At 72.9% G+C, this 24,346-nt stretch carries 19 protein-coding genes, 2 tRNA genes and 1 riboswitch; of the genes, 10 read left to right on the top strand and 11 right to left on the bottom strand.

Annotated elements, in window-relative coordinates; translation table 11 throughout:
- The first annotated feature begins 163 nt into the window (after window positions 1-163).
- Window positions 164-2,197, top strand: a complete 2,034-nt coding sequence (locus OG933_RS23475) for a sigma-70 family RNA polymerase sigma factor (protein ID WP_405628798.1) — start codon at window positions 164-166, stop codon at window positions 2,195-2,197.
- On the opposite strand, the gene OG933_RS23470 is transcribed toward OG933_RS23475, so the two are convergent.
- Together OG933_RS23470 and OG933_RS23465 are read right to left on the bottom strand one after the other, a co-directional pair.
- Window positions 2,184-5,666: an AfsR/SARP family transcriptional regulator gene (locus OG933_RS23470; RefSeq protein ID WP_405628797.1), complete on the bottom strand. Its 3,483-nt coding sequence runs from the start codon at window positions 5,664-5,666 to the stop codon at window positions 2,184-2,186. The two genes, OG933_RS23475 and OG933_RS23470, sit on opposite strands and share 14 nt — an antisense overlap.
- A gap of 58 nt (window positions 5,667-5,724) precedes the next feature.
- Entirely contained in the window at window positions 5,725-7,845 is a 2,121-nt protein-coding gene (locus OG933_RS23465) for an asparagine synthase-related protein (RefSeq protein ID WP_362536157.1), read from the bottom strand.
- Window positions 7,846-8,551: 706 nt separating this feature from the next.
- On the opposite strand from OG933_RS23465, the gene OG933_RS23460 reads away from it, so the two are divergent.
- The 4 genes from OG933_RS23460 (at window position 8,552) to OG933_RS23445 (ending at window position 13,873) form a co-directional block, all read left to right on the top strand.
- Window positions 8,552-9,976 (top strand): hypothetical protein, encoded by a 1,425-nt coding sequence (locus OG933_RS23460; protein WP_028807071.1) that lies wholly within the window; start codon window positions 8,552-8,554, stop codon window positions 9,974-9,976.
- 99 nt (window positions 9,977-10,075) lie between these two features.
- Window positions 10,076-11,293, top strand: a complete 1,218-nt coding sequence (lhgO, locus tag OG933_RS23455) for an L-2-hydroxyglutarate oxidase (protein ID WP_405633486.1) — start codon at window positions 10,076-10,078, stop codon at window positions 11,291-11,293.
- 94 nt (window positions 11,294-11,387) lie between these two features.
- On the top strand, window positions 11,388-12,230 hold the full coding sequence (gene trmB, locus OG933_RS23450; RefSeq protein WP_362536155.1) for a tRNA (guanosine(46)-N7)-methyltransferase TrmB: 843 nt from the start codon (window positions 11,388-11,390) through the stop codon (window positions 12,228-12,230).
- A gap of 92 nt (window positions 12,231-12,322) precedes the next feature.
- Window positions 12,323-13,873, top strand: a complete 1,551-nt coding sequence (locus OG933_RS23445) for a PrsW family intramembrane metalloprotease (protein WP_405628795.1) — start codon at window positions 12,323-12,325, stop codon at window positions 13,871-13,873.
- Between the two features lie 85 nt (window positions 13,874-13,958).
- Here OG933_RS23445 and OG933_RS23440 read toward each other — a convergent pair whose 3' ends face one another.
- Both OG933_RS23440 and OG933_RS23435 read right to left on the bottom strand, forming a co-directional pair.
- Complete coding sequence (locus tag OG933_RS23440; RefSeq protein ID WP_267019548.1) at window positions 13,959-14,903, bottom strand: aldo/keto reductase; 945 nt, start codon at window positions 14,901-14,903, stop codon at window positions 13,959-13,961.
- Between the two features lie 262 nt (window positions 14,904-15,165).
- On the bottom strand, window positions 15,166-16,188 hold the full coding sequence (locus OG933_RS23435; protein WP_362536151.1) for a M23 family metallopeptidase: 1,023 nt from the start codon (window positions 16,186-16,188) through the stop codon (window positions 15,166-15,168).
- Window positions 16,189-16,195: 7 nt separating this feature from the next.
- Window positions 16,196-16,364, bottom strand: a riboswitch (cyclic di-AMP (ydaO/yuaA leader).
- 262 nt (window positions 16,365-16,626) lie between these two features.
- Here OG933_RS23435 and OG933_RS23430 point away from each other — a divergent pair.
- Window positions 16,627-16,767, top strand: a complete 141-nt coding sequence (locus tag OG933_RS23430) for a hypothetical protein (RefSeq protein WP_405628793.1) — start codon at window positions 16,627-16,629, stop codon at window positions 16,765-16,767.
- On the opposite strand, the gene OG933_RS23425 is transcribed toward OG933_RS23430, so the two are convergent.
- Window positions 16,749-16,822 (bottom strand) — tRNA-Met (locus OG933_RS23425). The two genes, OG933_RS23430 and OG933_RS23425, sit on opposite strands and share 19 nt — an antisense overlap.
- A gap of 71 nt (window positions 16,823-16,893) precedes the next feature.
- Window positions 16,894-18,021, bottom strand: a complete 1,128-nt coding sequence (locus OG933_RS23420; RefSeq protein WP_405628791.1) for a dihydrofolate reductase family protein — start codon at window positions 18,019-18,021, stop codon at window positions 16,894-16,896.
- A 68-nt stretch (window positions 18,022-18,089) separates the two neighbouring features.
- Here OG933_RS23420 and OG933_RS23415 point away from each other — a divergent pair, with 68 nt between their 5' ends.
- Complete coding sequence (locus tag OG933_RS23415) at window positions 18,090-18,614, top strand: MarR family transcriptional regulator (protein ID WP_362536147.1); 525 nt, start codon at window positions 18,090-18,092, stop codon at window positions 18,612-18,614.
- A gap of 163 nt (window positions 18,615-18,777) precedes the next feature.
- Entirely contained in the window at window positions 18,778-19,419 is a 642-nt protein-coding gene (ribA, locus tag OG933_RS23410; RefSeq protein ID WP_020131253.1) for a GTP cyclohydrolase II, read from the top strand.
- Here ribA and OG933_RS23405 read toward each other — a convergent pair.
- The 4 genes from OG933_RS23405 to OG933_RS23390 are packed head-to-tail and all read right to left on the bottom strand — an operon-like array spanning window position 19,406 to window position 22,609.
- The gene (locus OG933_RS23405) at window positions 19,406-20,167 is read right to left on the bottom strand and encodes an NUDIX domain-containing protein (RefSeq protein ID WP_405628789.1); all 762 of its coding nucleotides are present in this window, start codon (window positions 20,165-20,167) and stop codon (window positions 19,406-19,408) included. The genes ribA and OG933_RS23405 overlap by 14 nt on opposite strands.
- The gene (locus OG933_RS23400) at window positions 20,164-20,541 is read right to left on the bottom strand and encodes a DUF4406 domain-containing protein (protein ID WP_405633484.1); all 378 of its coding nucleotides are present in this window, start codon (window positions 20,539-20,541) and stop codon (window positions 20,164-20,166) included. Before OG933_RS23400 ends, OG933_RS23405 begins: the two co-directional genes overlap by 4 nt.
- Window positions 20,542-20,583: 42 nt before the next feature.
- Complete coding sequence (locus OG933_RS23395; RefSeq protein ID WP_405628787.1) at window positions 20,584-21,387, bottom strand: DeoR/GlpR family DNA-binding transcription regulator; 804 nt, start codon at window positions 21,385-21,387, stop codon at window positions 20,584-20,586.
- 55 nt (window positions 21,388-21,442) lie between these two features.
- The gene (locus OG933_RS23390) at window positions 21,443-22,609 is read right to left on the bottom strand and encodes a N(5)-(carboxyethyl)ornithine synthase (RefSeq protein WP_405628786.1); all 1,167 of its coding nucleotides are present in this window, start codon (window positions 22,607-22,609) and stop codon (window positions 21,443-21,445) included.
- Between the two features lie 256 nt (window positions 22,610-22,865).
- Between OG933_RS23390 and OG933_RS23385 the strand changes: the two genes are divergently transcribed.
- Together OG933_RS23385 and OG933_RS23380 are read left to right on the top strand one after the other, a co-directional pair.
- Entirely contained in the window at window positions 22,866-23,618 is a 753-nt protein-coding gene (locus OG933_RS23385) for a hemolysin III family protein (protein WP_405628785.1), read from the top strand.
- Between the two features lie 111 nt (window positions 23,619-23,729).
- Window positions 23,730-24,089: a hypothetical protein gene (locus OG933_RS23380; RefSeq protein ID WP_020131259.1), complete on the top strand. Its 360-nt coding sequence runs from the start codon at window positions 23,730-23,732 to the stop codon at window positions 24,087-24,089.
- A gap of 166 nt (window positions 24,090-24,255) precedes the next feature.
- Here OG933_RS23380 and OG933_RS23375 read toward each other — a convergent pair.
- Window positions 24,256-24,328 (bottom strand) — tRNA-Lys (locus tag OG933_RS23375).
- Between the last annotated feature and the right edge of the window lie 18 nt (window positions 24,329-24,346).

The raw sequence follows: 24,346 nt of genomic DNA, 5'->3' as shown, positions 1-24,346 counted from the left end.
CGACAGTTGAACCTTCCCCGAACGGGTGAAACCTAGTACTGGATTGCGTCAGGTCCCCACGGACGAGTGGACGGTCCGTCCCACGGGGTCCTGAACAAAAGCCAATATGGCACTCTGACCCGGTGGTCAGGACTGGTTGGGCCGGCGGCGGGGGCTTTCCGCAATGAGTGTTGACGGTGGGGACGACTCGCTCGGTCCATCCGGTGACGGTGACACGGAGGCCGACGGCCCGACCTCACCGCAGGTGCCGAGCCAGGGTGGACGCGCGAGCGGGCACCTGGGCGGTCCGACAGCTGGCCGCCCGGGCGGTCCGGCGGCCCGTCCACCGCTGCGTCCGCTCGACGACGGGGCCGAGGGCAGCGTTCCGGCCCAGCGCGAGCGGCGGGCCGAGCTCTTCCTGCCGCCGCCGCGGGACCTGCCGCCGGCCGACACCGACCTGATCGACCGGATGCGCTCGGGCGACGACACGGCGTACGAGGAGCTGTACCGGCGGCACGCCGACGCCGTGCGCCGCTACGCCCGCACCTGCTGCCGGGACGCGCACACCGCCGACGACCTCACCGCCGAGGTCTTCGCCCGCATGCTCCAGGCGGTGCGCGGCGGCTCAGGACCCGAGTACGCCGTCCGCGCCTATCTCCTCACCTGCGTGCGGCGAGTGGCCGCCGACTGGACGCGGTCGGCGAAGCGGGAGCAACTCGTCGACGACTTCGCGGTGTTCGCCGCGCAGGCCACCCGCTCCTCCGAAGCCGCCGACGACACGGTGGCCATCGGCTCCTTCGGAGCGGGCCTGGAGCTGGGCGCCGACGTGCGCGCGATGCACGAGGCCGAGCAGTCCATGGCCATGCAGGCATTCCGCTCGCTGCCCGAGCGCTGGCAGGCGGTGCTGTGGCACACCGAGGTCGAGGACGAGTCGCCGAGCGAGGTCGCCATGCTCTTCGGCCTCGACGCCAACGGCACGCGCGTGCTCGCCAGCCGCGCCCGTGAGGGACTCAAGCAGGCCTACCTCCAGGCCCATGTCAGCGCCACCCTCACCAGCGACGAGAGTTGCGCCGGCTACGCCGACCAGCTCGGCACCTACGCCCGCCGCAGGCTGCGCACCCGGGCCGAACGAGGGCTGCGCAAGCACCTGGAGGAGTGCGCCAAGTGCCGGCTGGCCGCCCTCCAGATCGAGGAGGTCGCCGGCAGCATCCCCGCCGTCGTGCCGGTCGCGGTCATCGGCTGGTTCGGCGCCGCCGGGTACGCCAAGGCGGTGGCGCTCATCGCCGGCGGTGCCGGTGCGGGTGCGGCGGGCGCCGCGGGCGCGGCCGCCGCGGCGAGCGGTTCCTCGAGCGGAGCGGGCGCGGGTGGCGGAGCGCTGGCCTCGGAGGGCCTGGGCGCCCCCGTGAAGGCCGGGATCGCGGCCGGTGTGGTCGCGGTGGCGGCCGCCGCGGTGACCCTCGCGCTCATCGGCCACGGCGGTCCCGCGGCGCAGCCGAAGGCCGGACCCCCGGCGTCCGCGCCGGCACCGGTCGCGCAGCCCGACGATCCGACACCCGCCCCGACGCCGACGCCGACGAAGGAGCGCGAGCCGCAGCCCCCGGCGATCGTCCCCGCGGCCGCCCCGACCCCGACCCGCGGCCCCGGGTCGACGCCCACGCCGACGCCGACCCCCACGCCCAGCCCGACGCCCACCCCCGTCCCGACCCCGACCCCGACACCCACCCCGACACCCACCCCGACCCCCACGCCCACACCGACTCCGGCACCCACGCCGCCGCCTGCCCCGGTCGTCCATCCGCTGAGCGGGCTGCCCTTCGACGTCAGCGGTGACGGAACCGGACCCGAGATCCGGCTCGGCGGCAGCAGCTGGGTGTGGCAGCGATACGGGCTGTCCATCGCGGACCGGTGGTACGAGCACGGGGTGACCGTGCACGGCGACTCCTCGGTCACCGTCGACCTCAACCGGGCGTGCTCCTCCTACGACGCGCTCGTCGGCGTCGACGACCTGACGATGAAACTCGGCAAGGTCTCCTTCGCCGTCTACGCCGACGGGCGCCGGGTCTGGACGTCCGGGGTGATCAAGGGCGGCGACCCGGCCGTGCCCGTCCATGTGAATCTCGTCGGCCGCAGCACCGTGCGCCTGGTCGTCGAGCCGCACAGCGGCCTCGACTCGGTGGCGCTCGCGGACTGGGCGGACTCCGGGTTCACCTGCTCGTAGGCGCCTGCGCGGGCGCGGCCGGCGGTCCGGCCGGGTGGTCGCGCACGCCGTCCGTGAGCTCGTACAGGGCGTCGGTCACCGTCAGGGGTGTGCCCAGGGCGCGCTCGGCCGCGTAACGCTCGGCGCCCAGGGCGTCGCGGGCGGCGGCGTCGGCCAGCTCGGCCCGGACGTGCTGCGGGGCTGGACGCGGGTGGGGGCCGAGGAGGGCGTCGGCGGCCGCCAGGAGACGGGTCGCGCGCGGGTGGTCCCCGAGCTGGGTCAGCAGGTGCGCCGCGCTGTCCAGGATCGACGACGTCACCGCCTCGGCGCACTGGTCGGCCACCGCCTGGCGCAGTGTGTCGGCGAGCATCGGCAGGCCGTGCTCCGGGCCGGACTCGGCGGCGGTGAGGTCCGCGTCGAGCATGTTCAGCGCCGCCACGAACTGGGGCGGCGGGGTGCCCATCCCGGCCGCCACGCGGACCTCGTCGCAGAGCACGCGCGCGCGGGCCACTTCCCCCTCGTGCAGCGCGATGTGGGAGCGCAGCAGGAGGACGAACGCCCGGACGTCGGGCACGCCGTAGCGGTCGGCGGCGCTGTTCGCCTCGTCCAGCGCGGTCAGGGCGCCCTCGACGTCGCCCGAGCGGTAGGAGATCTCCGCGAGCCGGGCCATGAGGAACGGCGACTCGGCGTACGCCCCGACCTCGTAGGCGAGCCGCAGCGCCTCGCGGTACTCCCGCTCCGCCGCCGCGAAACGGCCGCGCGCCATCTCCGCCTCGCCGGCCGCGCCGCACACCTGGGCCCGCATCCAGCGGTCGCCGACGCGCAGGCTGAGCACGCGCAGCTCCGCCAGGTCGTCGTCCACGCCGTGCAGCCCGCCGGGTGAGTCGACGACCATGTGGGTGCGGAACATCAGGGCGCAGCCGAGCTCCCAGTCACCGCCGTGGAGGCGGCAGTTGGCGACGGCCCGGTCCAGGACCCCCCGGACGTCGACCATGTCCCGCATCTGGAAGGCCGTCAGCGGCCAGAGCAGGCCGGGCATCCGCGCCGATCGGGGGCCGCCCGGCTCGTAGTCGGCGCGCAGGCGGACCAGGTACTCCTGGTAGCGCGGGTCCGCCACGAGGTCCTTCGGCTCGGACTCCGACAGCAGGAACAGGTTCAGCATCCGCAGGTTCATCCGCTGCGCGTGCCGGGGGTGGGCCTCCTCCGTGGCGGCGGGTGTTCCGAGCAGGGCGTCGACGGGGTCCAGGGCGGCCATGCGGGCGGTGAGGTCGGCGGGGACGGTGCACGGCCCTTCGGGCGCGGTCTCCCGGAGGGTGTCCAGGACGGCGCCGAGGCGCAGGGTCCGGTCGCTCCACTCGGCGCCCTCGTGGCGGTAGTTGCGCAGCCACCAGAACCAGCCCGTCGCGAGACAGAGGGCGATGGCCTCCTCCTCGTCGCCCGAGGTGAGCGCGCGCTGGAGGGCCACCCGGATGTTGTCCAGTTCGGTCTCCAGGCGGGAGATCCAGAGGAGTTGCCCGGCGGAGCGCAGCAGCGGGTCGGCCCGCTCGACGAGCGCGCGCACCCACGCGAGGTGGCGCCCTCGGGCCGCCGCGCGGCACCGGGGGAGCTCGGCGGCGCGTTCGGTGGCGTACTCGTGGATCGTCTCCAGCATGCGGTAGCGCATGCCGTCTCCGTCGCCCCGCTCGCACGGCGCGGCGACGACCAGGGACTTGTCGACGAGCGCGCCGACCAGGTCCGCGACCGGGCCGGTGCACACGGCTTCCGCCGCCTCCAGGTCCCAGCCGCCCGCGAACACGGACAGCTCGCGCAGCAGTGTGCGCTCCGGTTCGTCGAGCAGGTCCCACGACCAGTCGACGACGGCACGCAGGGTCTGCTGGCGGGGCAGGACCGTGCGGCTGCCCGAGGTGAGGAGGCGGAATCGGCCGTCGAGGCGGTCGGCGATCTGGCGCGGGGTGAGCAGCCGGAGCCGGGCGGCGGCCAGTTCGATGGCGAGCGGCAGTCCGTCCAGTCGCCGGCAGATCTCCGCGATCGCCTCCTCGTCCCGCAGGGCGGCTGCCGCGTCGGGGCGGACGGCGGCCGCGCGCTCGGTGAAGAGGCGGTGCGCCTGGTCGGGGAGGAGGGGCTCGACCGGGCGGACCGACTCGCCGGGGACGCCCAGGGGTTCACGGCTGGTGGCGAGGATCGTGAGCCCTGGGCAGCGGGTGAGGAGGGTCTCGGCGAGGGTGGCGGCCGCGCCGATGACATGTTCGCAGTTGTCAAGGATCAGGAGTTGGCTGCGCGGGGCGCAGTACTCGACGAGGAGGGCGACCGGGTCGTCCTGCGGGGACGCAAGCTCGGTGGTCATCAGGACGGTCTCGCGCAGACCGAGGGCACTGACCACCGCGCCCGGCACCGCCTCCGGCCGGTCGAGCGGCGCCAGCTCGGCCAGCCACGCCTGCGGGAGCCCGGCGGCGGCTTCCTCGGCGAGGCGGGTCTTCCCGGAGCCGCCCGGTCCGGTGAGCGTGACGAGACGGGCCCTGTGCAGTTCGGAACGGATGGCGTCGAGCTCGGGTTCCCGGCCCACGAAGGAGGTAAGTCGCGGACGGATGTTGCCGGTGCGCTCGGGGAGTTGCAGCGGTGCACGGGGCGTCGGCGGTGCAACCGGGTCGGGGCTGTGGGCGGATGGGGCGCCATGGGCCGGTGAGGCGCCATGGGCCGGTGAGGCGCCATGGGCCGGTGAGGCGCCATGGGCCGGTGAGGCGCCATGGGCCGGTGAGGCGCCATGGGCCGGTTGCGGGCGGTTGAGGAGCTCGGTGTGCAGGGCGCGCAGGTGCGGGCCCGGGTCGGTGCCGAGGCCGTCGGCAAGGGTGCGGCGGGCGGTCTCGTACGCGGCGAGGGCGTCGGCTTCGCGGCCGGTGTCGCGCAGGGCGCGGATGAGGAGGGCGTGCAGCGGCTCGTCGTACGGGTGCGCCGCGGCCAGTTCGGTCAGGCGCGGTACGGCTTCGCGGGCGCGGCCGAGGAGGAGGTCCGCCTCGGCACGCGCGCGGGTGGCCTCCATCCGGAGCGCCTCGGGGCGGGTGGCCGCGGTGCGGTCGGGGAGGTCGGCGAGGGCGGGTCCGCGCCACAGGGCGAGGGCGTCGTCCAGGGTGCGGGCGGCCGTCGGGGCGTCACCTCGTCCCAGCGCTTCGTTGCCCTGGCGTACGAGACGTTCGAAGACGAAGAGGTCGACGTCGTCCCCGGTCGCGGCGAGGCGGTACCCGCCCGGGGCGGAGGTGACGCTGTCCTTGCCGACGGCGCGGCGCAGACGGCCGATCAGGGCCTGGAGGGCGGCCGGGGCGTCCTGGGGCGGGGTATCGCCCCACACCTCCTCGATGAGGGTCTCCGGGGCGGTGAGCCGGCCCGGGCGCAGGGCCAGGGCCGTGAGGAGGGCGCGGAGCCGGGCACCGGGAACGGGTACGGCGTTGCCCTGGTCGTCCGCTGTCTGGGTGACGCCCAGAATTCTGTACCGCACCCGTTCATTGTCACCGGGGGTGAGGCGTGGGGCACGGGGTTTGTGGGCGGTGGGTCTCTCACCCTCCGGAGGAGACCGCCCGTCGCTGGGGCGCGATGCCGGCCGGTACGGCACGCGCGCGTGCCGGTGTGCCCGTCCAGCAGGTGCCCCTGCGGGACAGCAGGCGGCGGAGCCAGAGTTCCAGGGAGACCAGGTCGGCCAGGCCGTCCAGAGGGAGGGGTTCGCCCGCCGCGGCGGCTCTGAGGGCCTTGCGGACCACTCTCGCCTCGATCAGGCCCGCCTCCGCGAGAAGGGGCGCCTCGAAGAGGGTGAGGAGAGGGTCCATGGCCATGCGCAGGCCCGCCCGGGCCGCCGCGGTGGCGGACGCCTGGGAGGGGGCGCCCCAGCCGGGCGGGAGGTCGGTGACGCCGGCGCCCTTCAGGACGGTGCGCAGGATCGCGGCACGCGCCCCCGGTTGCACGCGCAGGGTCTCGGGGAGCGCGCGGCACGCGCGGACGACCTGGTTGTCGAGGAACGGCGCGTGCAGTCGCTGGGAGCGGATCTCGGCGGCCTGTTCCAGGACGCGCAGGTCCATGGCGTGCCGGGCGAGGGCGGCGCGGGCCCGGTAGTCGCCCGGACGCTGGCCCGGTCCCACGCCGGTGCGGTGCGCGGCGCCCTGGAGGCGAACCGATACTTCAGCCAGCGCCTCCCCCGTCAGCCAGCGCGCGGCAGGGCCCGCTCCACCCCAGGTGAGGGCCGCCAGGGAGGCCCCTACGGCGCCTGAGGGGTCGTCGGAGCCGAAGCTGCGGTGCAGGAGGCGTTCGGCCAGGCCCTCCACGCCCGCGCGGTACGGCGTACGGGCCAGCCGGCGGGCCGCCCCGTACACGCGCGCGGGGACGAGCACCGAGCCGTCGGCCTTCGTCAGCGCCGCCACGGGGCGCACGAGATGACGGCGTTTGCGGTCCATCAACAGGTCCGCGAGGCGGGCCGGGTGGGCGTCCAGCACCTGGCGGGCGCCGTAGCCCGTGAAGTGGTCCGCGCTGCCCGCCGCGAGGCGCGCCCGGTGGCGGGCGGCCGTGACCAGGCTCGGGCCGGGTTCGTCGGTCAGCGGGCCGTCCAGGTCGGCGTACGGCAGGGCCTCCTCGCCGCCGGCCACCACGACGTGGTGCAGGCGCGGGTTGGCCGCCAGGGTGCCGGCCCGTTCCAGCTCGGCCTCGCGTCCGCCGACGGCCAGGTCGTTGAAGGTGACGGCCAACAGCCGCTCCCCCGCGCCCGTGCCGTGCCCCAGCAGCGTGCCCGGCATGCCGGGCAGACCCGCCGCGAGGAGCGCCAGCGTGCCGGAGGCCGGACCGCCGGAGAGGTCGGCGCCGATGCCGGGAACGGGCATCCCGCGCGCGGCACGCCGTTCCGCGGGCCCCATGCCGGGCACGGGGCCTGGGTCGATGTCGGGGACGTGCCGGGGCGCGGCCAGACGCGCGCGTACCGCCTCGATGAGCGCGTCGCGTACGGCGCCGACCGCGCTGTCCGGGTCGGCCAGGGGCGCCGCCACGGCGAGCGAGGCGACCTGCTCGTACCCGGCGATCTCACGGGCCCCGGCGCGAAGGATCAGCGCATGCCCCGGCGGAATGCGGTGCACGCCGTCGTACGGGGTGGAGTCGTGCAGGGCGGCCGGTACGTCGGGGGCGGCGAGGAGCGCCGCCAGGTGGCCGAAGTCGAGATTGGCCTCGATGAGGTCGGCCAGCGGCAGCGCGGCCGTCGCGTACGCCGTGCCACCGGCCCAGGGAGTGTGGAACACCGGGCGCGCGCCCGCCAGATCGCCGCAGACGGTGATGCGCCGGCCGACCTGGACGATCGCCGTGTAGCTGCCCGGCCAGGCCGTCAGATGCCGAAGTGCCCCTCCGCGCGCGGCGAACAGTCCGATGCGCAGCTGTTCGTCGGTCGCGCCGCAGGTGCCGAGGACCGCGACCCGGGTCTGGGCGTCGGCCTTCACCACCCGCACCTCGTCGGGGCGCCAGTCGCCTACGGCCCACAGCGGATCGGGGTCGCCCCACAGGAGTTGGGAGCCGACCGGGTGCAGGGTCTCGCCGTCGTGGCCGACCCGCCCTCCGTACGCCGCATCGTCGTCGTGACGACCGTCGTGCGCAACGGATCCGCCCAGCGCGCCCGCGGCGGTGCTGCTCCATCCCACCAACCACCGCATGGACGCCTCCACAGGCTGTGGACAACCGAGTGCACCGTACGAACGGTTCACCATGCTGCCACGAAGAACGCGCTGCAGAAGGAGGCGGCGCCGCTCGCGATCCGGGGACTGCGCCCGCGTCAACTCGTCGGCACCCTTGGGGGAGTCGCTGCGCACCCCGGTGTCTGCGACGTGAATGCGCCCCCGGTACGCTCCCCCAAGACGCCCTGCGCGCCCTCGATTTCCGTGGTGGGAGGCGTTGTCCCCCACAGAACAGAGGGTCGATTTTCGGCCAAATCCCCGTGGCGCGCCGCGCGTCGAGAACCTCCCGCGCAGGCTTCGCACACGCTCCGTACACACACGCGTGCCCGGTAAGGCTCGCGCCGGTCCGGGAGACGGACGCCGCCTCCCGGACCGTTCCGCCGCCCGCGGGGATGAAGGCGGCGGTGTCCCCCAGCCCACTGGATCCAGTACAGCGGGCCGACCCACGCACGGCCCATGGAACCGCTCCCGTGATGGCCGGAGAAGAGCGCACGGCCGGGCGCACGGCCACACAGCGGGAGCACGCCGCGACGGTCCGTACCGGCGCCCCGGCATTCGTACGGACCACAATCCCGCCAACCGGAAGAATGCCCCTTAACGCTTGGGATGCGGCGAACTACGCTGGGTTTACGAATGCCGCATGGTTATGCCAGCGCGGCAGCCGTCTGTGTCGAGGGGTGGCGCAATGTCCAGGGAGCAACGCGGGCCGAACGAAAAACTCGGCGCCGTTCTCGCCCTCGCGGGAATCAGCAACGCAGGACTCGCGCGACGCGTCAACGATCTTGGCGCTCAACGCGGGTTGACTCTTCGCTACGACAAGACGTCCGTGGCGCGCTGGGTGTCGAAGGGCATGGTGCCGCAGGGCGCCGCGCCCCACCTCATCGCGGCCGCCATCGGTCAGAAGCTCGGCCGTCCGGTGCCGCTCCACGAGATCGGCCTGGCGGACGCGGATCCCGCGCCAGAAGTGGGCCTCGCCTTCCCCAGGGACGTCAACCAGGCCGTGCGCTCCGCCACGGAGCTCTATCGCCTCGACCTCGCCGGCCGCCGGGCCGGTTCCGGGGGCATCTGGCAGTCGCTGGCCGGATCGTTCGCAGTAAGCGCGTACGCGACGCCCGCCTCACGGTGGCTGATAACCCCGGCCGACAGTTCGGTGGCGCGCGACGCACACCTCGTGGAGGAGTCCGGCGCACCGCTCAAAGTCGGCCACAGCGATGTGCAGAAGCTCCGGGAGGCCGCCGAGGACGCCAGACGCTGGGACTCCAAGTACGGAGGCGGCGACTGGCGTTCGTCCATGGTGCCGGAGTGCCTGCGGGTGGAGGCGGCTCCGCTGCTGCTCGGCTCGTACTCCGACGAGGTCGGCCGGGCCCTGTTCGGGGCGAGCGCCGAACTGACCCGGCTGGCGGGGTGGATGGCCTTCGACACCGGTCAGCAGGAGGCCGCGCAGCGCTACTACATCCAGGCGCTGCGGCTCGCCCGCGCGGCGGCCGACGTACCCCTCGGGGGGTATGTCCTGGCCTCCATGTCCCTCCAGGCCACCTACCGCGGTTTCGGCGACGAGGGCGTCGATCTCGCGCAGGCGGCCCTGGAGCGCAACCGGGGGCTGGCCACGGCCCGCACGATGAGCTTCTTCCGGCTCGTCGAGGCACGCGCGCACGCCCGCGCCGGGGACGCGCATGCCGCCGGCGCGGCGCTGAAGGCCGCCGAGGGCTGGCTGGAGCGGTCCCGTGACGGCGACCACGATCCGTCCTGGCTGGGCTTCTACTCCTACGACCGGTTCGCCGCCGACGCCGCCGAGTGCTACCGCGACCTGAAGGCTCCGCGTCAGGTGCGGAGGTTCACCGAGCAGGCGCTGTCGCAGCCGACGGAGGAGTTCGTCCGGTCGCATGGGCTGCGGCTCGTCGTCTCGGCGGTCGCCGAACTGGAGTCGGGGAACCTCGACGCCGCCTGCGCGCAGGGAGTGCGGGCCGTGGAGGTGGCGGGGCGTATCTCCTCCGCCCGCACCACCGAGTACGTCAAGGATCTTCTGCATCGGCTGGAGCCCTACGGCGACGAACCCAGGGTGGTGGAACTGCGCGAGCGGGCCCGGCCCCTGCTGATGACTCCGGCGTAGGACGGCGCAGGGCGACGCAGGGCGACGCAGGACCCGCATGACGCCCGACCCGGGTTTGAAGGCACTGTCAGTGGCGCAGTGCACTATCGAAGCCGGGAGGTGGTGTACGTGTCGAAGATCGCTTACGACTGTGATGTGCTCGTGGTCGGCGGGGGCATCGTCGGGCTGTCCACGGCGTACGCGATCACGCGTGCCGCCCCGGGTACGCGGGTGACGGTGCTGGAGAAGGAGCCCGGGGTCGCCCGGCACCAGACGGGGCGCAACAGCGGCGTCATCCACAGCGGGATCTACTACCGGCCGGGGTCGCTGAAGGCGCGGTACGCGGTACGCGGCGCGGCGGAGCTGACGAAGTTCTGCGCGGAGTACGGCATCGCGCACTCCGTCACCGGCAAACTGATCGTCGCCACGGACCGGGCCGAGCTGCCCCGCCTGCACGCACTGGTGCAGCGCGGCCGGGAGAACGGGATTCCGGTCCGGGAACTGGGCGCCGCCCAGATCGCGGAGTACGAGCCCGAGGTGCGGGGACTCGCCGCCATACGCGTGCGGACGACCGGGATCTGTGACTACACGGCCGTCGCACGGCAGCTGGGCCGGGCCTCCGGGGCGGAGATCCGGTACGGCGCGCGGGCCGTGCGGATCGACCGGCGGCCGGAGCGCGGGGTGGCGGTGCTCACCGCGCGCGGGGACGTCGTACGGGGGCGGGTGCTGGTGAACTGCGCCGGGCTGTACTGCGACGAGGTCGCCCGGCTGACGGGGGACGAGCCCGAGGTGCGGATCGTGCCGTTCCGGGGCGAGTACTACGAGCTGGCGCGGCCGGAGCTGGTGCGCGGGCTGGTGTACCCGGTGCCCGATCCGGCGTTCCCGTTCCTCGGCGTCCATCTGACCAGGGGGATCGACGGGGGTGTGCACGTCGGCCCCAATGCCGTGCCGGCGCTGGCCCGGGAGGGGTACGGCTGGGGCGTCGTACGGCCCCGTGAGGCGATGGCGACGGCGGCCTGGCCCGGGGTGTGGCGGATGGGCCGGCAGCACTGGCGGTACGGGGTCGGGGAGCTGCGGCGGTCGGTGTCGAAGGGCGCGTTCGTGGACGCGGTGCGCCGGCTGCTGCCTGCGGTGGAGGAGGGGGACCTGGTGCGGGCGGCGGCCGGGGTGCGGGCGCAGGCGGTGCTGCGGGACGGCACTCTGGTGGACGACTTCCTGATACGGGAGGGGCCGCGGACGGTCCACGTGCTGAACGCGCCCTCGCCGGCGGCCACCGCCGCACTGCCGATCGGGCGGGAGGTGGCCCGCCGGGCCCTGCAAGCGCTGACCGACGCGTGAGCGGCGGGGTGCCGCGCCCACGGAGGCGGCGGCCGGGTGCCGCGCCCACGGGCGCGGCAGGCACCGGGAGCCGACCCGTAAAATCGACACCACTGTGTCTGATTCCGTGAGCACCCCCGAAGTCCCCCAGCCCTTTCCCGGTGGCGAGCACCACCCGGGCGAGTCCGTTCGGCACACCCGGGCCAAGGGGGAACCCAGGTTCCCCGACGGGCCCAAGGCCGATCCCGCCGGGTCGCACTTCGAGCGGCGGATCCGGAGTTTCCAGCCCCGGCGCAGCCGGGTGACGGCCGGGCAGGCGGACGCGTTGCAGCGGCTGTGGGCCAAGTGGGGGCTCGACATCGACGGACACGCCGTCGACCTCGCCGAACTGTTCGGCGACGACCGTCCCGTCGTGCTGGAGATCGGCTTCGGCATGGGTGAGGCGACCGCGCAGATGGCGGCCGCCGACCCGGACACCGGCATCCTCGCGGTGGACGTGCACACGCCCGGGCAGGGAAATCTGCTCAACCTCGCGGACCGCACCGGGCTGGCCAACGTCCGGGTGGCCAACGGTGACGCGATCATCCTGCTGCGCGAGATGCTGCCGGCGGACTCGCTCGACGGGCTGCGCGTCTACTTCCCCGACCCCTGGCCGAAGAAGCGCCACCACAAGCGGCGCCTCATCCAGCCCGAGTTCCTCGACCTCGCCGCGACCCGGCTGAAGCCGGGCGCGACCGTGCACTGCGCCACGGACTGGGAGCCGTACGCCGAGCAGATGCTCGAAGTGCTGACCGCGCACCCCCACTTCGAGAACACCCGGACCGACGGCGGTTTCGCGCCCCGGCCCGAGTTCCGGCCGCTGACCCGTTTCGAGGGGCAGGGGCTGGACAAGGGTCACGTCGTGAACGATCTGCTCTTCCGTCGCGTACAGCATCGCGTCCGGCCCGGGGATCGCTGACCGCCCAGGGGGCCGGTCAACGAGACCGACCAAGGGATCACCGACCGACCTCCCCCTCCACCACAGTCCTCTCCCTCGTTAGGGTCGATGCCGTGGCCATCTGTCCTCCGTTTCCGCCCCGTCCGCCGCATCCCGGCGGCGCACCCGAGGACGGTGTGCTCCGGCACGCTCACTGGTGGCAGCGGTGGGGGTCCCCCCGGGGCCGAGCGCAGCCGAGGGCTTGGGGGAGGGTGCGGTACGGGGCGCTGATCACCCTGCTCACGCTGTCCGGCCTGGTCATCCTCGCGATGGTGCGCGAACAGACCGGTACGGAAGGGTTCCTGGTCGGACTCGGGCTCGCCGTGCTGCCCGTGCCGCTGCTGGTCGCCGCCTTCCGATGGCTGGACCGGGTCGAGCCCGGACCCTGGCGGAACCTGGTCTTCGCCTTCGCCTGGGGCGCGTGCGCGGCAGCGCTGATAGCCATCATCGCCAACAGTTTCGCGACCAGATGGATAGCGACCGCGACCGCCGACCCGTCCAGCGCGGACACCCTCGGGGCGACCGTCATAGCGCCGATCGTCGAGGAGTCCGCGAAGGCCGCCGCCGTCCTGCTGGTGTTCCTCTTCCGCAGGCGGGACTTCACCGGGATCGTCGACGGCGTGGTCATAGCCGGGGTCACCGCCACCGGGTTCGCCTTCACCGAGAACATCCTCTACCTCGGCACCGCCTTCGGCACCGACCAGCTCACGGGCGACACCGGCATCGCCTCGGTCACCGCCGCGACCTTCTTCGTGCGCGTCGTCATGTCGCCGTTCGCGCACCCCCTGTTCACCGTCCTGACCGGCATCGGCTTCGGCGTCGCCGCGCTCTCCGGGGACCGCCAGCACCTGCGGCGCGTGCTGGTCCCGCTGGCCGGACTGCTCCTCGCGATGGGCATGCACGCCCTGTGGAACGGCTCCTCGTCGTTCGGCGAGTTCGGGTTCTTCGCGGTGTACGTGGCGATCATGGTGCCCGCGTTCGGGCTGCTGACCTGGCTGGTGGTGTGGACGCGGCAACGCGAGCTGCGCACCGTACGCGAGGAACTGCCCGCCTACGCGGCCGCCGGCTGGCTCACCCCGGCCGAGCCGTTCGCGCTCGGCTCGATGCGGGCCCGGCGACTGGCCCGGGAGTACGCCGGCCGGCACCTCGGCAAGCCGGCCGCGCGGGAGGTCGCTCGGTACGAGGCGTACGCGACGTCCCTCGCGTTCCTGCGGCACCGCGGCCGACGGGGGCGGGCCGGCGCGGACTTCCTCGTACGCGAGCGGGAGTTGCTCAACGAACTGTGGCGGCGGATGGACGTCGCCCGGCCCGCGCTGGACCACGCGGCCCGGATGACGGCCCCGCCGGTACGGGTGGCCGCGCCGCCCTGGCCGGTCCCCGGGGTGTACGGGTACGGCCAGGGTCCGGCCCACGGCCAGGGCCAGGGCTCCGGATTCGGCCACCCGACGGCGCCGGTGTACGGCAGTCCGGCGGCGCCGTCGTACGGGTACGGGTACGGGTATGGGTACGGATACGGCTACGGGTACCCCGCGGCACACGTCCCCGGGCCCGGGCCCGGCCCCACGCACGGACCCGGACCGGGGTATCCGTCGGGCCCGTATCCCGCTCCCCACTCGCACCGGTAGGCCGGGCTGGGCAGGCCGGTCCGAGGCAGGTCGGGCCGGGGCAGGTCGGGCCGGGGCAGGTCGGGCCGGGGCCCGGGTCGGGTCATCAGGCCGAGGCGCGGGTCAGCCGGGTGATCTCCTCCGCCGTCAGTTCCAACTGCGCCACCCCCAGCAGCGCCGGCAGCTGCTCGACCGTCCGCGCGGAGGCGATCGGCGCGGCCACCGTGGGCTGCGCGGCGAGCCACGCCAGGGCGACCGTGGGGATCTCGGTGTCGTGGGCCTGGGCGATCTCGTCCAGGGCGGTGAGGACGTTGCGGCCCCGCTCCGTGTCGAGGTGCTTGGCGGCGCCGGCCGCGCGGGCGCTCTGCACGGTCGTACCGGGCCGGTACTTGCCGGTGAGGAAACCGGCGGCCAGGGCGAAGTACGGGACGGCGGCGAGGCCGAAGCGGGCGGCGAGGTCCTGCAGTCCGCCCTCGTAGGTGTCGCGGGAGACCAGGTTGTAGTGGGGCTGGAGGGCGACGTACCGGGCCAGGCCCTCACGGTCGGAGAACTCCAGGGACTCCTGGAGACGCTCGGGCGTGATGTTGGAGGCGGCGATGTGCCGCACCTTGCCCGCCCGCACCAGCTCGTCGAGCGCGCCGACGATCTCCTCGACGGGCACCTCGGGCTTGTCGAAGTGCGTGTAGTAGAGGTCGATGTGGTCGGTGCCCAGGCGGCGGAGCGAGGCGTCGGCGGCGGCCTTGATGTTGTCGGCGGACAGGCCGGGGAACTCGGGATGCTGGCTCACCTTGGTGGCGATCACGACGTCGTCGCGGTTGCCCCGGGCCTGCACCCACCTGCCGATGATGGTCTCGGACTCACCACCGCTGTTGCCGTCGATCCACGCCGTGTAGGAGTCGGCGGTGTCGACGAAGTTGCCGCCCGCGGCCGCGTAGGCGTCGAGTACGGCGAAGGAGGCCGTCTCGTCGGCGGTCCAGCCGAAGACGTTGCCGCCGAGGGAGAGCGGGAATACCTCGAGGTCGGAGGAGCCGAGCTTGCGAAGAGAAGTCATGCTTCGTGTCAACGGGCGCCGACGGCCCGCCCATTCCGGGCGTGACGCGAAGAACATGTGAACAGCACGTATGACCGGCGCCTGTGACCGGCGCCTGTGACCGGAACAGACCGGCAGCCCCGACGCGGAGGGCGTCAGGGCTGCCGGGTGGATCAGGATGACCGTACGAACCGGCTCACGGGGTCCGAAGGAACGGTTCGGGATTCCCGGCGGGCCGGCTCGGGGGCTCTGAAGGGACGACTCAGGGCTCCGGAGGGACGACTCAGGGGTTGAGGCCCTTGTCGCGCAGCCAGGCCGCCGGGTCGATGCCTTCGGCGCTGCCGCCCGGGTGGACCTCGAGGTGGAGGTGGGCCCCGGTGACGTTCCCGGTCGCGCCCACCCGGCCGATCACATCACCGGTGGCGACCTTCTGGCCGACACTGACGCTGATCGACGACTGGTGGCAGAACCACAGCTCGGTGCCGTCGTCCAGGGTCAGGATGGTGCGGTAGCCGTAGGAACCGGCCCAGCCGGCCTCGGTGATGGTGCCGCTGTGGACGGCCTTGATGAGCGTGCCCGTCGGCGCGGCGAAGTCGAGACCCGTGTGGTAGCCGGAGGACCAGAGCGAACCGGCCTGACCGAAGGTCGAGGTGATGGTGTACGAGGAGGTCGGCAGCGTGTACTGCTTGGCCAGCTCGGCCAGGCGCGCGGCCTCGGCCTTGGCGGCTGCCTCCTCGGCGGCCTTCTTCTTCGCGGCGGCGGCCTTGGCCTCCGCCTCCTTCTCGGCCTTGGCGGCGGCGTCGGACTCGGCCTTGGCGGCTGCGGCGAGGGCCTTGACCTCGACCTGGGACTGCTGCGACTCGGCCTGCGCCATGATCCGGCTGCGCAGCGCCTCGCCGGCGTCGGCGGTGCTCTCCTCGGTGTCCACGGCGGCTTCGGAGCCGAAGCTGGCGAGGGCCGGCGCGGCTTCCGGGACGGGCTCTTCGTCGGAGATGAGCGAGCCCACGTTGGGCAGGTCCGGCATCGAGATGGAGACCGGGGCCTTGCCGGTGTTGGCGCTGGCCATGCCACCCGCGCTGACGGCGGCTATGACGCCGACACCGAGAACGGTGGAGCTGCGGGCGAATCCGCCGCCCCGCTGCTTGGCGACGCGGTGCTTGCCGCGTACCGGGCGAGTGGACTCCGCGGTGGGGTTCCACTCCTCCCAAGGTCCCTCGTCGGGGCGGTAGCCGCCGTAGCCGAAGGTCTCGGTGGACCGCTGGCTGGGCGCGTACGGGGCCTCGGGGGCAGGCGGGTTGGACGCCACGCGGGCGCACTCCTTTCCTTCCGTCGCCTACCGGGTTAGCTGACGGGTTCGGAGCGGGAAGGTCTCCTACGCGCGTATACCGATCGTGGACTCTGCGAGTTCACGACGGCTTCCGCGTGATTCACCCCATGGTGGTGGTTCCCCGGTTCCCTTGCGGGATTCGGCACGTGCCGCACGGAGCCGACTCTGGTGCCGGCTGGGACGACCGCGCTGCGTTATCGAACGTTAATAGACCCGGGGGTGGGTTTCCAAGCTGTTCCTCTTGATCAACAACATTTCTGGCCTGGACTTTTGGGCTACCAGCGGTGAAAAACGGGCGAGTTGACCACGCCTCGACATGCCCCGGAAACGCTTCATCAGTCACGGAAGTTTTGATGGTGACTCAGTCGTTATGCGCAGGGCGGTCGACCGGTCACCAAGAGTGAGGAACAGATCGGAGTGGTCGACGCAGTTGAAGCAGTCGACGCAGTCGAAGTGGTCGAAGTGGTCGAAGTGGTCGAAGTGGTCGACGAAACACCGAAGGCCGGAACCCTTTCGGATTCCGGCCTTCGGTTTATCAGTAGCGGGGACAGGATTTGAACCTGCGACCTCTGGGTTATGAGCCCAGCGAGCTACCGAGCTGCTCCACCCCGCGGCGATGAACACAACTGTACGCCATCAGCGGGGCGGAAAGCACATCGGTTGATCCGCGGGGCCCCGGTGGCCTCAGAGGAGGTGGCGGTTCGGCTCCTTCGCCCGCTCCTCGTACTCCGGGAGCACGAGGACGTCGACACCCTGGGCCGTCAGCAGGCCGGTTCCGTCCGCCTCGGTGACGAAGGTGTCCGGCTCGCGCCAGGCCGTGACCACCCTGCGCACCCCCGCGTCGAGGATGAGGCGGGCGCACGGGGCCGGGCGGGAGGAGCGGCGGGCGCACGGTTCGAGGCTGCTGTAGACGGTGGCGGTGGGCAGCCGGGGGTCGGCGGGGTCGAGCTTCGCGAGGGCGGCCTCCTCGGCGTGCACGACCGGGTCGCCGGCCTCGCGGGAGTGGCCGCGCGCCAGTTCCGTGCCGTCGGCGGCCACGATCACCGCGCCCACGCTGAAGGCGGTCTCCGACGGCGGGCAGTCGGCGGCGAGGGCGCAGGCGAGGGCGAGCCAGTGCCGGTCGGCCGCGGCGGGCAGCGGTCCGGCACCGGGGGCGGTGGGCTCGTAGCGGTTCAGGACGACGTCCTCGATGCGCCGGGTCTCCACCAGACGCAGGCGTCCGCCCTGGTAGCCGCCCGGTCCGAACAGGCGGGGCGCGGCCGGGTCACCCACGAAGAGCGGGGCGAGGACGAGCTGGAGTTCGTCGGCGAGGCCCTGCCGGAGCAGCTGGGTGTGGATCGTTCCGCCGCCCTCGACCATGAGGCGCCGCACGCCGCGCACGTCGTGGAGGTGTTCGAGGAGGCGGCGCCAGTCCAGTTCGGGGCCGAGCGGGACGGCGTCCGCGGCGATGCCCAGCGCGTGGACCCGCTCGGCGCCCTTCTCCGTCGTGTACACGATCTTCTCGCCGCCCGTGTGCCAGAAGTTCGCCGCCGGGTCGAGGTCCCCTGAGCCGCTGACGGTGACCTTGAGGGGGTACGGCGGCAGCCCGGCGGCCTCGCGGGCGGCGCGGCGCTCGGGGGAGTTCACCAGGAGCCGGGGGTTGTCGGCGCGGATCGTGCCGGCGCCGATGAGGATGGCGTCGACGGAGGCCCGCACCTCGTCGACGCGGTCGAAGTCGGCGCGGCTGGAGAGGAGCAGGCGCTCGGGCGTGGTGTCGTCCAGATAGCCGTCGAGGGAGACGGCGGCGGACAGCAGGACGTACGGGTACGGCATCGGCGCGGCTCTCCCTGGGATGACGGGCAGGGCTTGGTTCAAGTTTGAAACAAACTTACACTGGGGGCATGACGACTCGCTGGCTCACCCCCGAGGAGCAACGCGCCTGGCGCGCGTACGTTGCCGGCTACCTCCTCCTCGAGGACGCGATCGACCGGCAGCTCCAGCAGGAGGCCGGCATGCCCCACCTGTACTACTCCATCCTCGCCAACCTCTCCGACATCCCGGAGCGGCGGCTGCGGATGACCGACCTCGCGGAGCGGCTGAAGATCACCCGCAGTCGGCTGACCTACGCGGTCTCCCGGCTGGAGAAGGACGGGCTGGTGCGGCGCGAGGACTGCCAGTGGGACAAGCGCGGCAGCGTCGCGGTCCTGACGGACGAGGGCATCACGGTGCTGGAGAACGTGGCGCCGGGCCATGTCGAGACGGTCCGCGCGGCCCTGTTCGACCGGCTCACCCCCGAGCAGGTGGGCCAGCTGGAGGAGATCTTCACGCAGGTCGCACGCGGGTTCCAGGAGAACGACGGCGGCGAGACGGCACCGGAGGACCTCCCGTGGCGCCGCCGCTCGTCGCCCTGCTCCGGCACCCCGTGACCGCCTGACCGCGGACTCGTGAGAGGCGTGAGGGGCGCCACAAACCAGTTGCTTCAAATTTAAAGCATGGGATAGGGTCACGACTCGTTGGATCTGCTTCAAATCTGAAGCACAGGGCGGCCCAGTGCCGCCTTGCCACCGTCCTCCGGACCCGGGAGACCGCATGCCCGACACCCCCGCCGCCACCCCGCGCGCCCGCGTCCGGGTACCGCTGCGCTTCCCCGACGGCTACTCCGTCGACGCCGAACTGGTCACCTTCCACGGCCTCGTCGACGGCCAGGAGCACGTCGCCGTCGTCCTCGGCGAGCCGGCGCCCGGCGCCACCCCCCTGGTCCGGCTGCACTCCGAGTGCCTGACCGGTGATGTCTTCGGCTCGGCCCGCTGCGACTGCGGGCCGCAACTGCGCGAGGCGGTCGAGCGCATAGCCGGGACCGGCGGTGTCCTGCTCTACCTCCGTCAGGAGGGCCGCGGCATCGGCCTCTACAACAAGCTCGACGCGTACGCCCTCCAGGACCAGGGCCTGGACACCTACGAGGCGAACGCCGCGCTCGGCCTGCCCGAGGACGACCGGGACTACACCGCCGCCGCCCAGATGCTGCGCGCCCTGGGCATCACGAGCCTGGACCTGCTGTCCAACAACCCCGACAAGGCCGGCCAGTTGCGCGACCTGGGCATCGAGGTCCAGGACCGGGTCCCGACGGGCGTCTTCACGACCCCGCACAACGTCCGCTACCTGCGCGCGAAGGTCCTCCAGACCCAGCACACGCTGCCGCTGGCCGACCTCACCGGGCTCAGCGTGGGCTGACCGCCGACGGCCCGAACGGGCCGTCCAGCGCGGCCCACTGGAGCAGCATGATGGTCTTCGCGTCCGCGATCGCGCCGGTGCGGACGAGGTCGAGGGCCTCGGTGAAGGGGAGTTCGACGACGGCGATGTCCTCGCCCTCGGCCGCCACGCCCGCCGTGTCGGCACCGGGGGCGGAGGCGTCGTAGGGGGCGGCGAAGAAGCTGAGGCGCTCGGTGACCGAACCGGGGCTCATGAACGCGTCGAAGACATGCTCGACGTCGTGCACCGCGCGGCCGGTCTCCTCGGCCGCCTCGCGGCGGATCGCCTCGCGCGGGTCGTCGCCGTCCAGGAGTCCGGCGGCGGCCTCCAGCAGCATGCCGTCCGGATGTCCGTTGACGTACGCGGGCAGCCGGAACTGCCGGGTGAGCAGGACGGTACGGCGGTCGGGGTCGTAGAGCAGGATCGTGGCGCCGTCGCCCCGGTCGTACGTCTCGCGCAGTTCGCGGCTCCAATGGCCGTCGCTGTGCCGGTAGTCGAAGGTGGTGCGGCGCAGGACGGACCAGTCGCAGGCGAGCACCTCGACGTCGAGGACGCGGACCCGGTCGTTGCCGGTGAGGTCGCGTCCGTGGCGGTCGAGTCCGGTGCGGCCGCGGGGGTCGGGGACGTCGATGCCGGGGGTGCCGGGGGCGGGGCGGGGCGGAGCGTCGTGGGGCGGAGCGTCGTGGGAGCCGGACGCGGGGGCGGGTGAGGGGGCGACGTGCTCGGTCATCGGCGGCCTTCGAGGAGGGTGGCGGCGACGTCGGGGACGGCGCCGAGGTCGGCGTAGACCGGCTTGCCCTGGGCACGGGCCTGGTCGGTCATCCGGTCCGCGCCCTGCGAAGGACCGCCGATGCGCAGCACCGCGTCGCAGCGCTCCAGCAGGCGTTCGGCGACGGGGTGGAAGACCTCGTCGAAGAGCGGGTCGCCGGGGGCGGCGCCACCCGCCGCCTCCAGCAGGGGCAGCGCGAGCGCCTCACCGGTGACGGGCAGGTGCCCGGCGCGGAACAGGACGAGGGCGACCTCGTTCATGGCCGTCACATGGGCCGCGAGCTTCGCGGGGTCGTCGCCGGTGCCCGAGCGGTACGGACCGGCGACCAGGATCATCAGCGGTTTCACGGGGTCTCCTGGAACGGGTTCGGAGCGGGTTCAGGCCAGCCGGGTCTCGACGCCCGCCTCACGCAGGGCGTCCAGGGTCTGCGGGCCGCCGGGATGGGTGGCGGGGTCCGCCGCGGCGGCGTCGGTGACGAAGGACTGCACGGCGTCGAGCGGAGCGACCTGACTGAACGCGCGCACACCGAGCTTGGTCGCGTCGGCGACGGCGACCGTACGGGCGGCCTGACCGAGCCCCGCCTGCTTGACGGCCGCGTCCTCGATCGAGAACTCCGACCAGCCGTGCACGGCGTGCACCCCGCCGATCGACATCACGAACACATCGAAGGCCAGGGACTCGAGGGTGCGCAGGGCCAGCGGTCCGACGAGGGACCGCTCACCCGGGCGGGACCGGCCGCCGACGACCAGCAGGTCGATGCCGGGCCGGTCGGCCAGCCGCAGCGCCGCCTGGAGACTGAGCACGGCCACGGTCAACGGGCCCCGCGCGGCGAGGTGTTCCGCCACGTGCACGGTCGTGGTGCCGGCGTCCAGCAGCACCCGTGACCCCGGCTCGACGAGTCCGGCGACGGCAGCGCCGAGCCGGTCCTTCGTCGCCGCCTGCCACGCCTGCCGGGCCTCGAAGCCGCCGCCCTCCTCGCGCGGCCGCCCGGCGACGGCCCCGCCGTGCACCCGCCGCACCAGCCCCTGCCGCTCCAGCACGTCCAGGTCCCGGCGCACGGTCATCTCCGAGACACCGAGCCGCTGAGCGAGCTCGGCGACGGAGACCCGCCCCTGCCCTTGGTCCTGGCCGTGCCCCTGAACGAGGCGAAGGGTCAGGTCGAGACGGTCTGCGACATCCATGACGCCATTTCTACCATGCCAATGTTCGAATGAACATCGACATGTTCACCGAGGCCTAGGAACTCGGCTGCGTCGTCAGAACCTCGGGAGCGTGCGGATAGGCGGCCGACCGGTGCTGGAACGAGAGGATCTTCGGGTTCTGGACGACCCCGTCGCGGATCTCGACGGCCTTCCTGACCGTGGGGTCGGCGTCCCAGGCCGCGGGACCGCTCATGACCTTGCGCAGGTAGGGAAGGAGCGCCTCGCTGATCTCCCAGGTGGCGGAGTTCCACAGGTGGGACGGGCTGTGATCCACCGCGTAGTAGTGACAGCCCGGCCCCACCGCGGGCATGGGCTCGCCGAAGGTGGTCGGACGGGCCCATTCGAAGCCCATGCCCTCGTCGCAGGCGACGTCGACGAAGAAGGTGCCCGGCCGGAACAGGGCGAGCTCCTCGTCGGTGACGAACATGAGCGGCGCGTCGGTGTCCTGCAGGACGCAGTTGACGATGATGTCGAACCCGGCCAGGTACTCCGCCAGCGGCATGGAACCGGCCGCGGTGACGGCCCGCAGACGCGACGGATCGTCCTCCTGCTCCTCGAAGTGGGCCATCACGACCGAGGGCATCGGCGAGGCCACCGCCGCGGCGGCGCGCTGGGTGAGCACCGTGACGTCGGTGACCCCCATGGCGCCCAGGCCGGTGACCGCTCCGCGCGCCGTGGCGCCGAAGCTGATGACCACCGCGCGCAGGCGGCGGCCGTAGTGGCCGGTCAGCCCGCCGAGCTGGAGGGCGTGCAGCACCGAGCAGTAGCCGGCGAGCTCGTTGTTCTTGTGGAACACATGGACGCTGAAGGCGCCCGTGGAGGTCCAGTGGTTCATGGCCTCCCAGGCGATCAGGGTCAGCCGCCGGTCGATGGCGATCTGGGTCATCTTCTCGTCCTGCACGCAGTGCGGCCATCCCCACAGGACCTGGCCCTCGCGCAGCTCGGCGATGTCGTCGTGCATCGGCTTGGGCAGCAGCGCGATGTCGCACTCGGCGATGAGCTGCTCGCGCGGGCGCAGGCCGGCCACGAGTGGTCGCAGCGCGTCGTCGGCGATGCCGAACCGTTCGCCGTAGCCCTGTTCGAGGAAGATCCGCTCGCGTACGTCCGGGGCGATCCGGTCGAGGTGGCGGGGATGCAGCGGTAGGCGGAACTCGTTCTCCTTGCGGGAGGAGGCGAGTACTCCGAGACTCATGAGGCTCATGTGGGGCGGCTCATTTCCGACCGGACACGATGTGCTCCGGCATTGCCGTTCCCCGAGGGCGACGCCGAAACGGATGACGGCGTGCGAGGTGCGCTCGGTACCGCCACCGTACTCCCGGCCCGGTCACGGAGCGCCCGCCGCTCGTTTGAGCTCGAAAGACCCGCAGGTCCAGGTGGCATCTGGGGCCCCTGCGGGCTTCTAGCATGATCGAATGGTTGCCGATGATGCCCAGAGGTCCGGGACAGGACGGGAAGTCGTGTCCCGCGACGACGTGGACGGCGGAAACGACGTGGACGGCGGAAACGACGCCGGTGGAAACGACGCCGGGGAGAACCCGCACCCCGTCACCGACCTGGTGGAGCGGGCGGCCGAACTGGTCGAGCCGATCAAACCGAAGCTGCGTGGCTGGCTCCACGCCGCGATGGTCCCCGCCTCACTGAGCGCCGGCATCGTCCTGATCTGCCTGGCCGGGACCCCTGAAGCGACCCTGGCCTGCGCCGTGTACGCCGTCACCGCCTGGCTGCTGTTCGGGACGAGCGCCGTCTACCACCTGGGCACCTGGGGGCCGCTGGGCGAGGCCGTTCTGCGTCGCCTCGACCACGCCAACATCTTCCTGATCATCGCCGGCACCTGCACCCCGCTGGCCGTGCTTCTCGTGCCCTCGGACCAGCGGGCCCTGCTGCTGTGGATCGTCTGGGCGGGCGCGCTGGCCGGCATCGCCTTCCGCGTCCTGTGGGTCTCGGCCCCCCGCTGGCTGTACACACCCTGCTACCTGGCCCTGGGCTGGGCACCGGTGAGTTACCTGCCCGACTTCCTGCACGCCGGCGGAGCGGCCGTACTCGCCCTGGTGGTGGCCGGCGGTCTCCTCTACAGCGCGGGTGCGGTGGTCTACGCCGTCCGCCGTCCCGACCCCTCCCCCCGCTGGTTCGGCTTCCACGAGGTGTTCCACACCCTGACCGTGGCAGCCTTCGCCTCCCACTACGTCGCCATCTCGCTTGCCGCCTACTGACCCCGACGCATCGCACCGCCGCCCGCCCGCCCGCCCCGGCGCTGCGCCGACCGCGGCACCGGTATCCCCGCGGGCGCGTCTCGGGCGGGTCGGTGCATAGAATCCGATCTCATGCCGAAGCCTGACGAGCTGATCGTTGACATCGCCGCCCTTGTGGAGTCCGAGCAGAGCAATCAGATGCCCCTGACCGTGGTCACCGGTGGTGCCGTCATCACCGGTCGACTGGCTCCCGAAGCCACCTGGCGGCAGAGGGTGTCGGAGGTGCTGACGGACTCCGCCCACCTGGGAGAGTTCTCCGCCGTCTTCGACACCCCCGCGAAGAAGGACGGCCCGCCCACGCATCTGCACTTCCATGTCGCCCGGATCCTCCAGGGCACGGTGGGGATCCCCGAGACGGGCGGGATGTACCGCGTGGCGATCGAGGACGTCAGCGCCTGGACCATCGGGGACTTCAGCTACTCCGACCACTGACCGACCGACCCGCCGCCGAGCCGAGCCGAGCCGAGAACAACGCGACGCGGCACGGCACCCGCGCTCACGCACCGGCCCGGAAACGGAAGCGGCGCCCGGGTCGACCGAAGTCGACCCGAGCGCCGCACCACAGGCCGGAAGGGGATGTCCCCCGCCTCGCCGCCGGTAGGCCCTGTGGGACTCGAACCCACAACCAATGGATTAAAAGTCCACTGCTCTGCCAATTGAGCTAAGGGCCCAGGCGATGTTGCCTCCCC

This window comes from Streptomyces sp. NBC_00016 (assembly GCF_045040885.1).
GTDB classification, from domain to species: Bacteria; Actinomycetota; Actinomycetes; order Streptomycetales; family Streptomycetaceae; genus Streptomyces; species Streptomyces coriariae.
The sequence above is the reverse complement of the archived record's forward strand: the minus strand, read 5'-3'. Positions and strand labels throughout refer to the sequence as shown.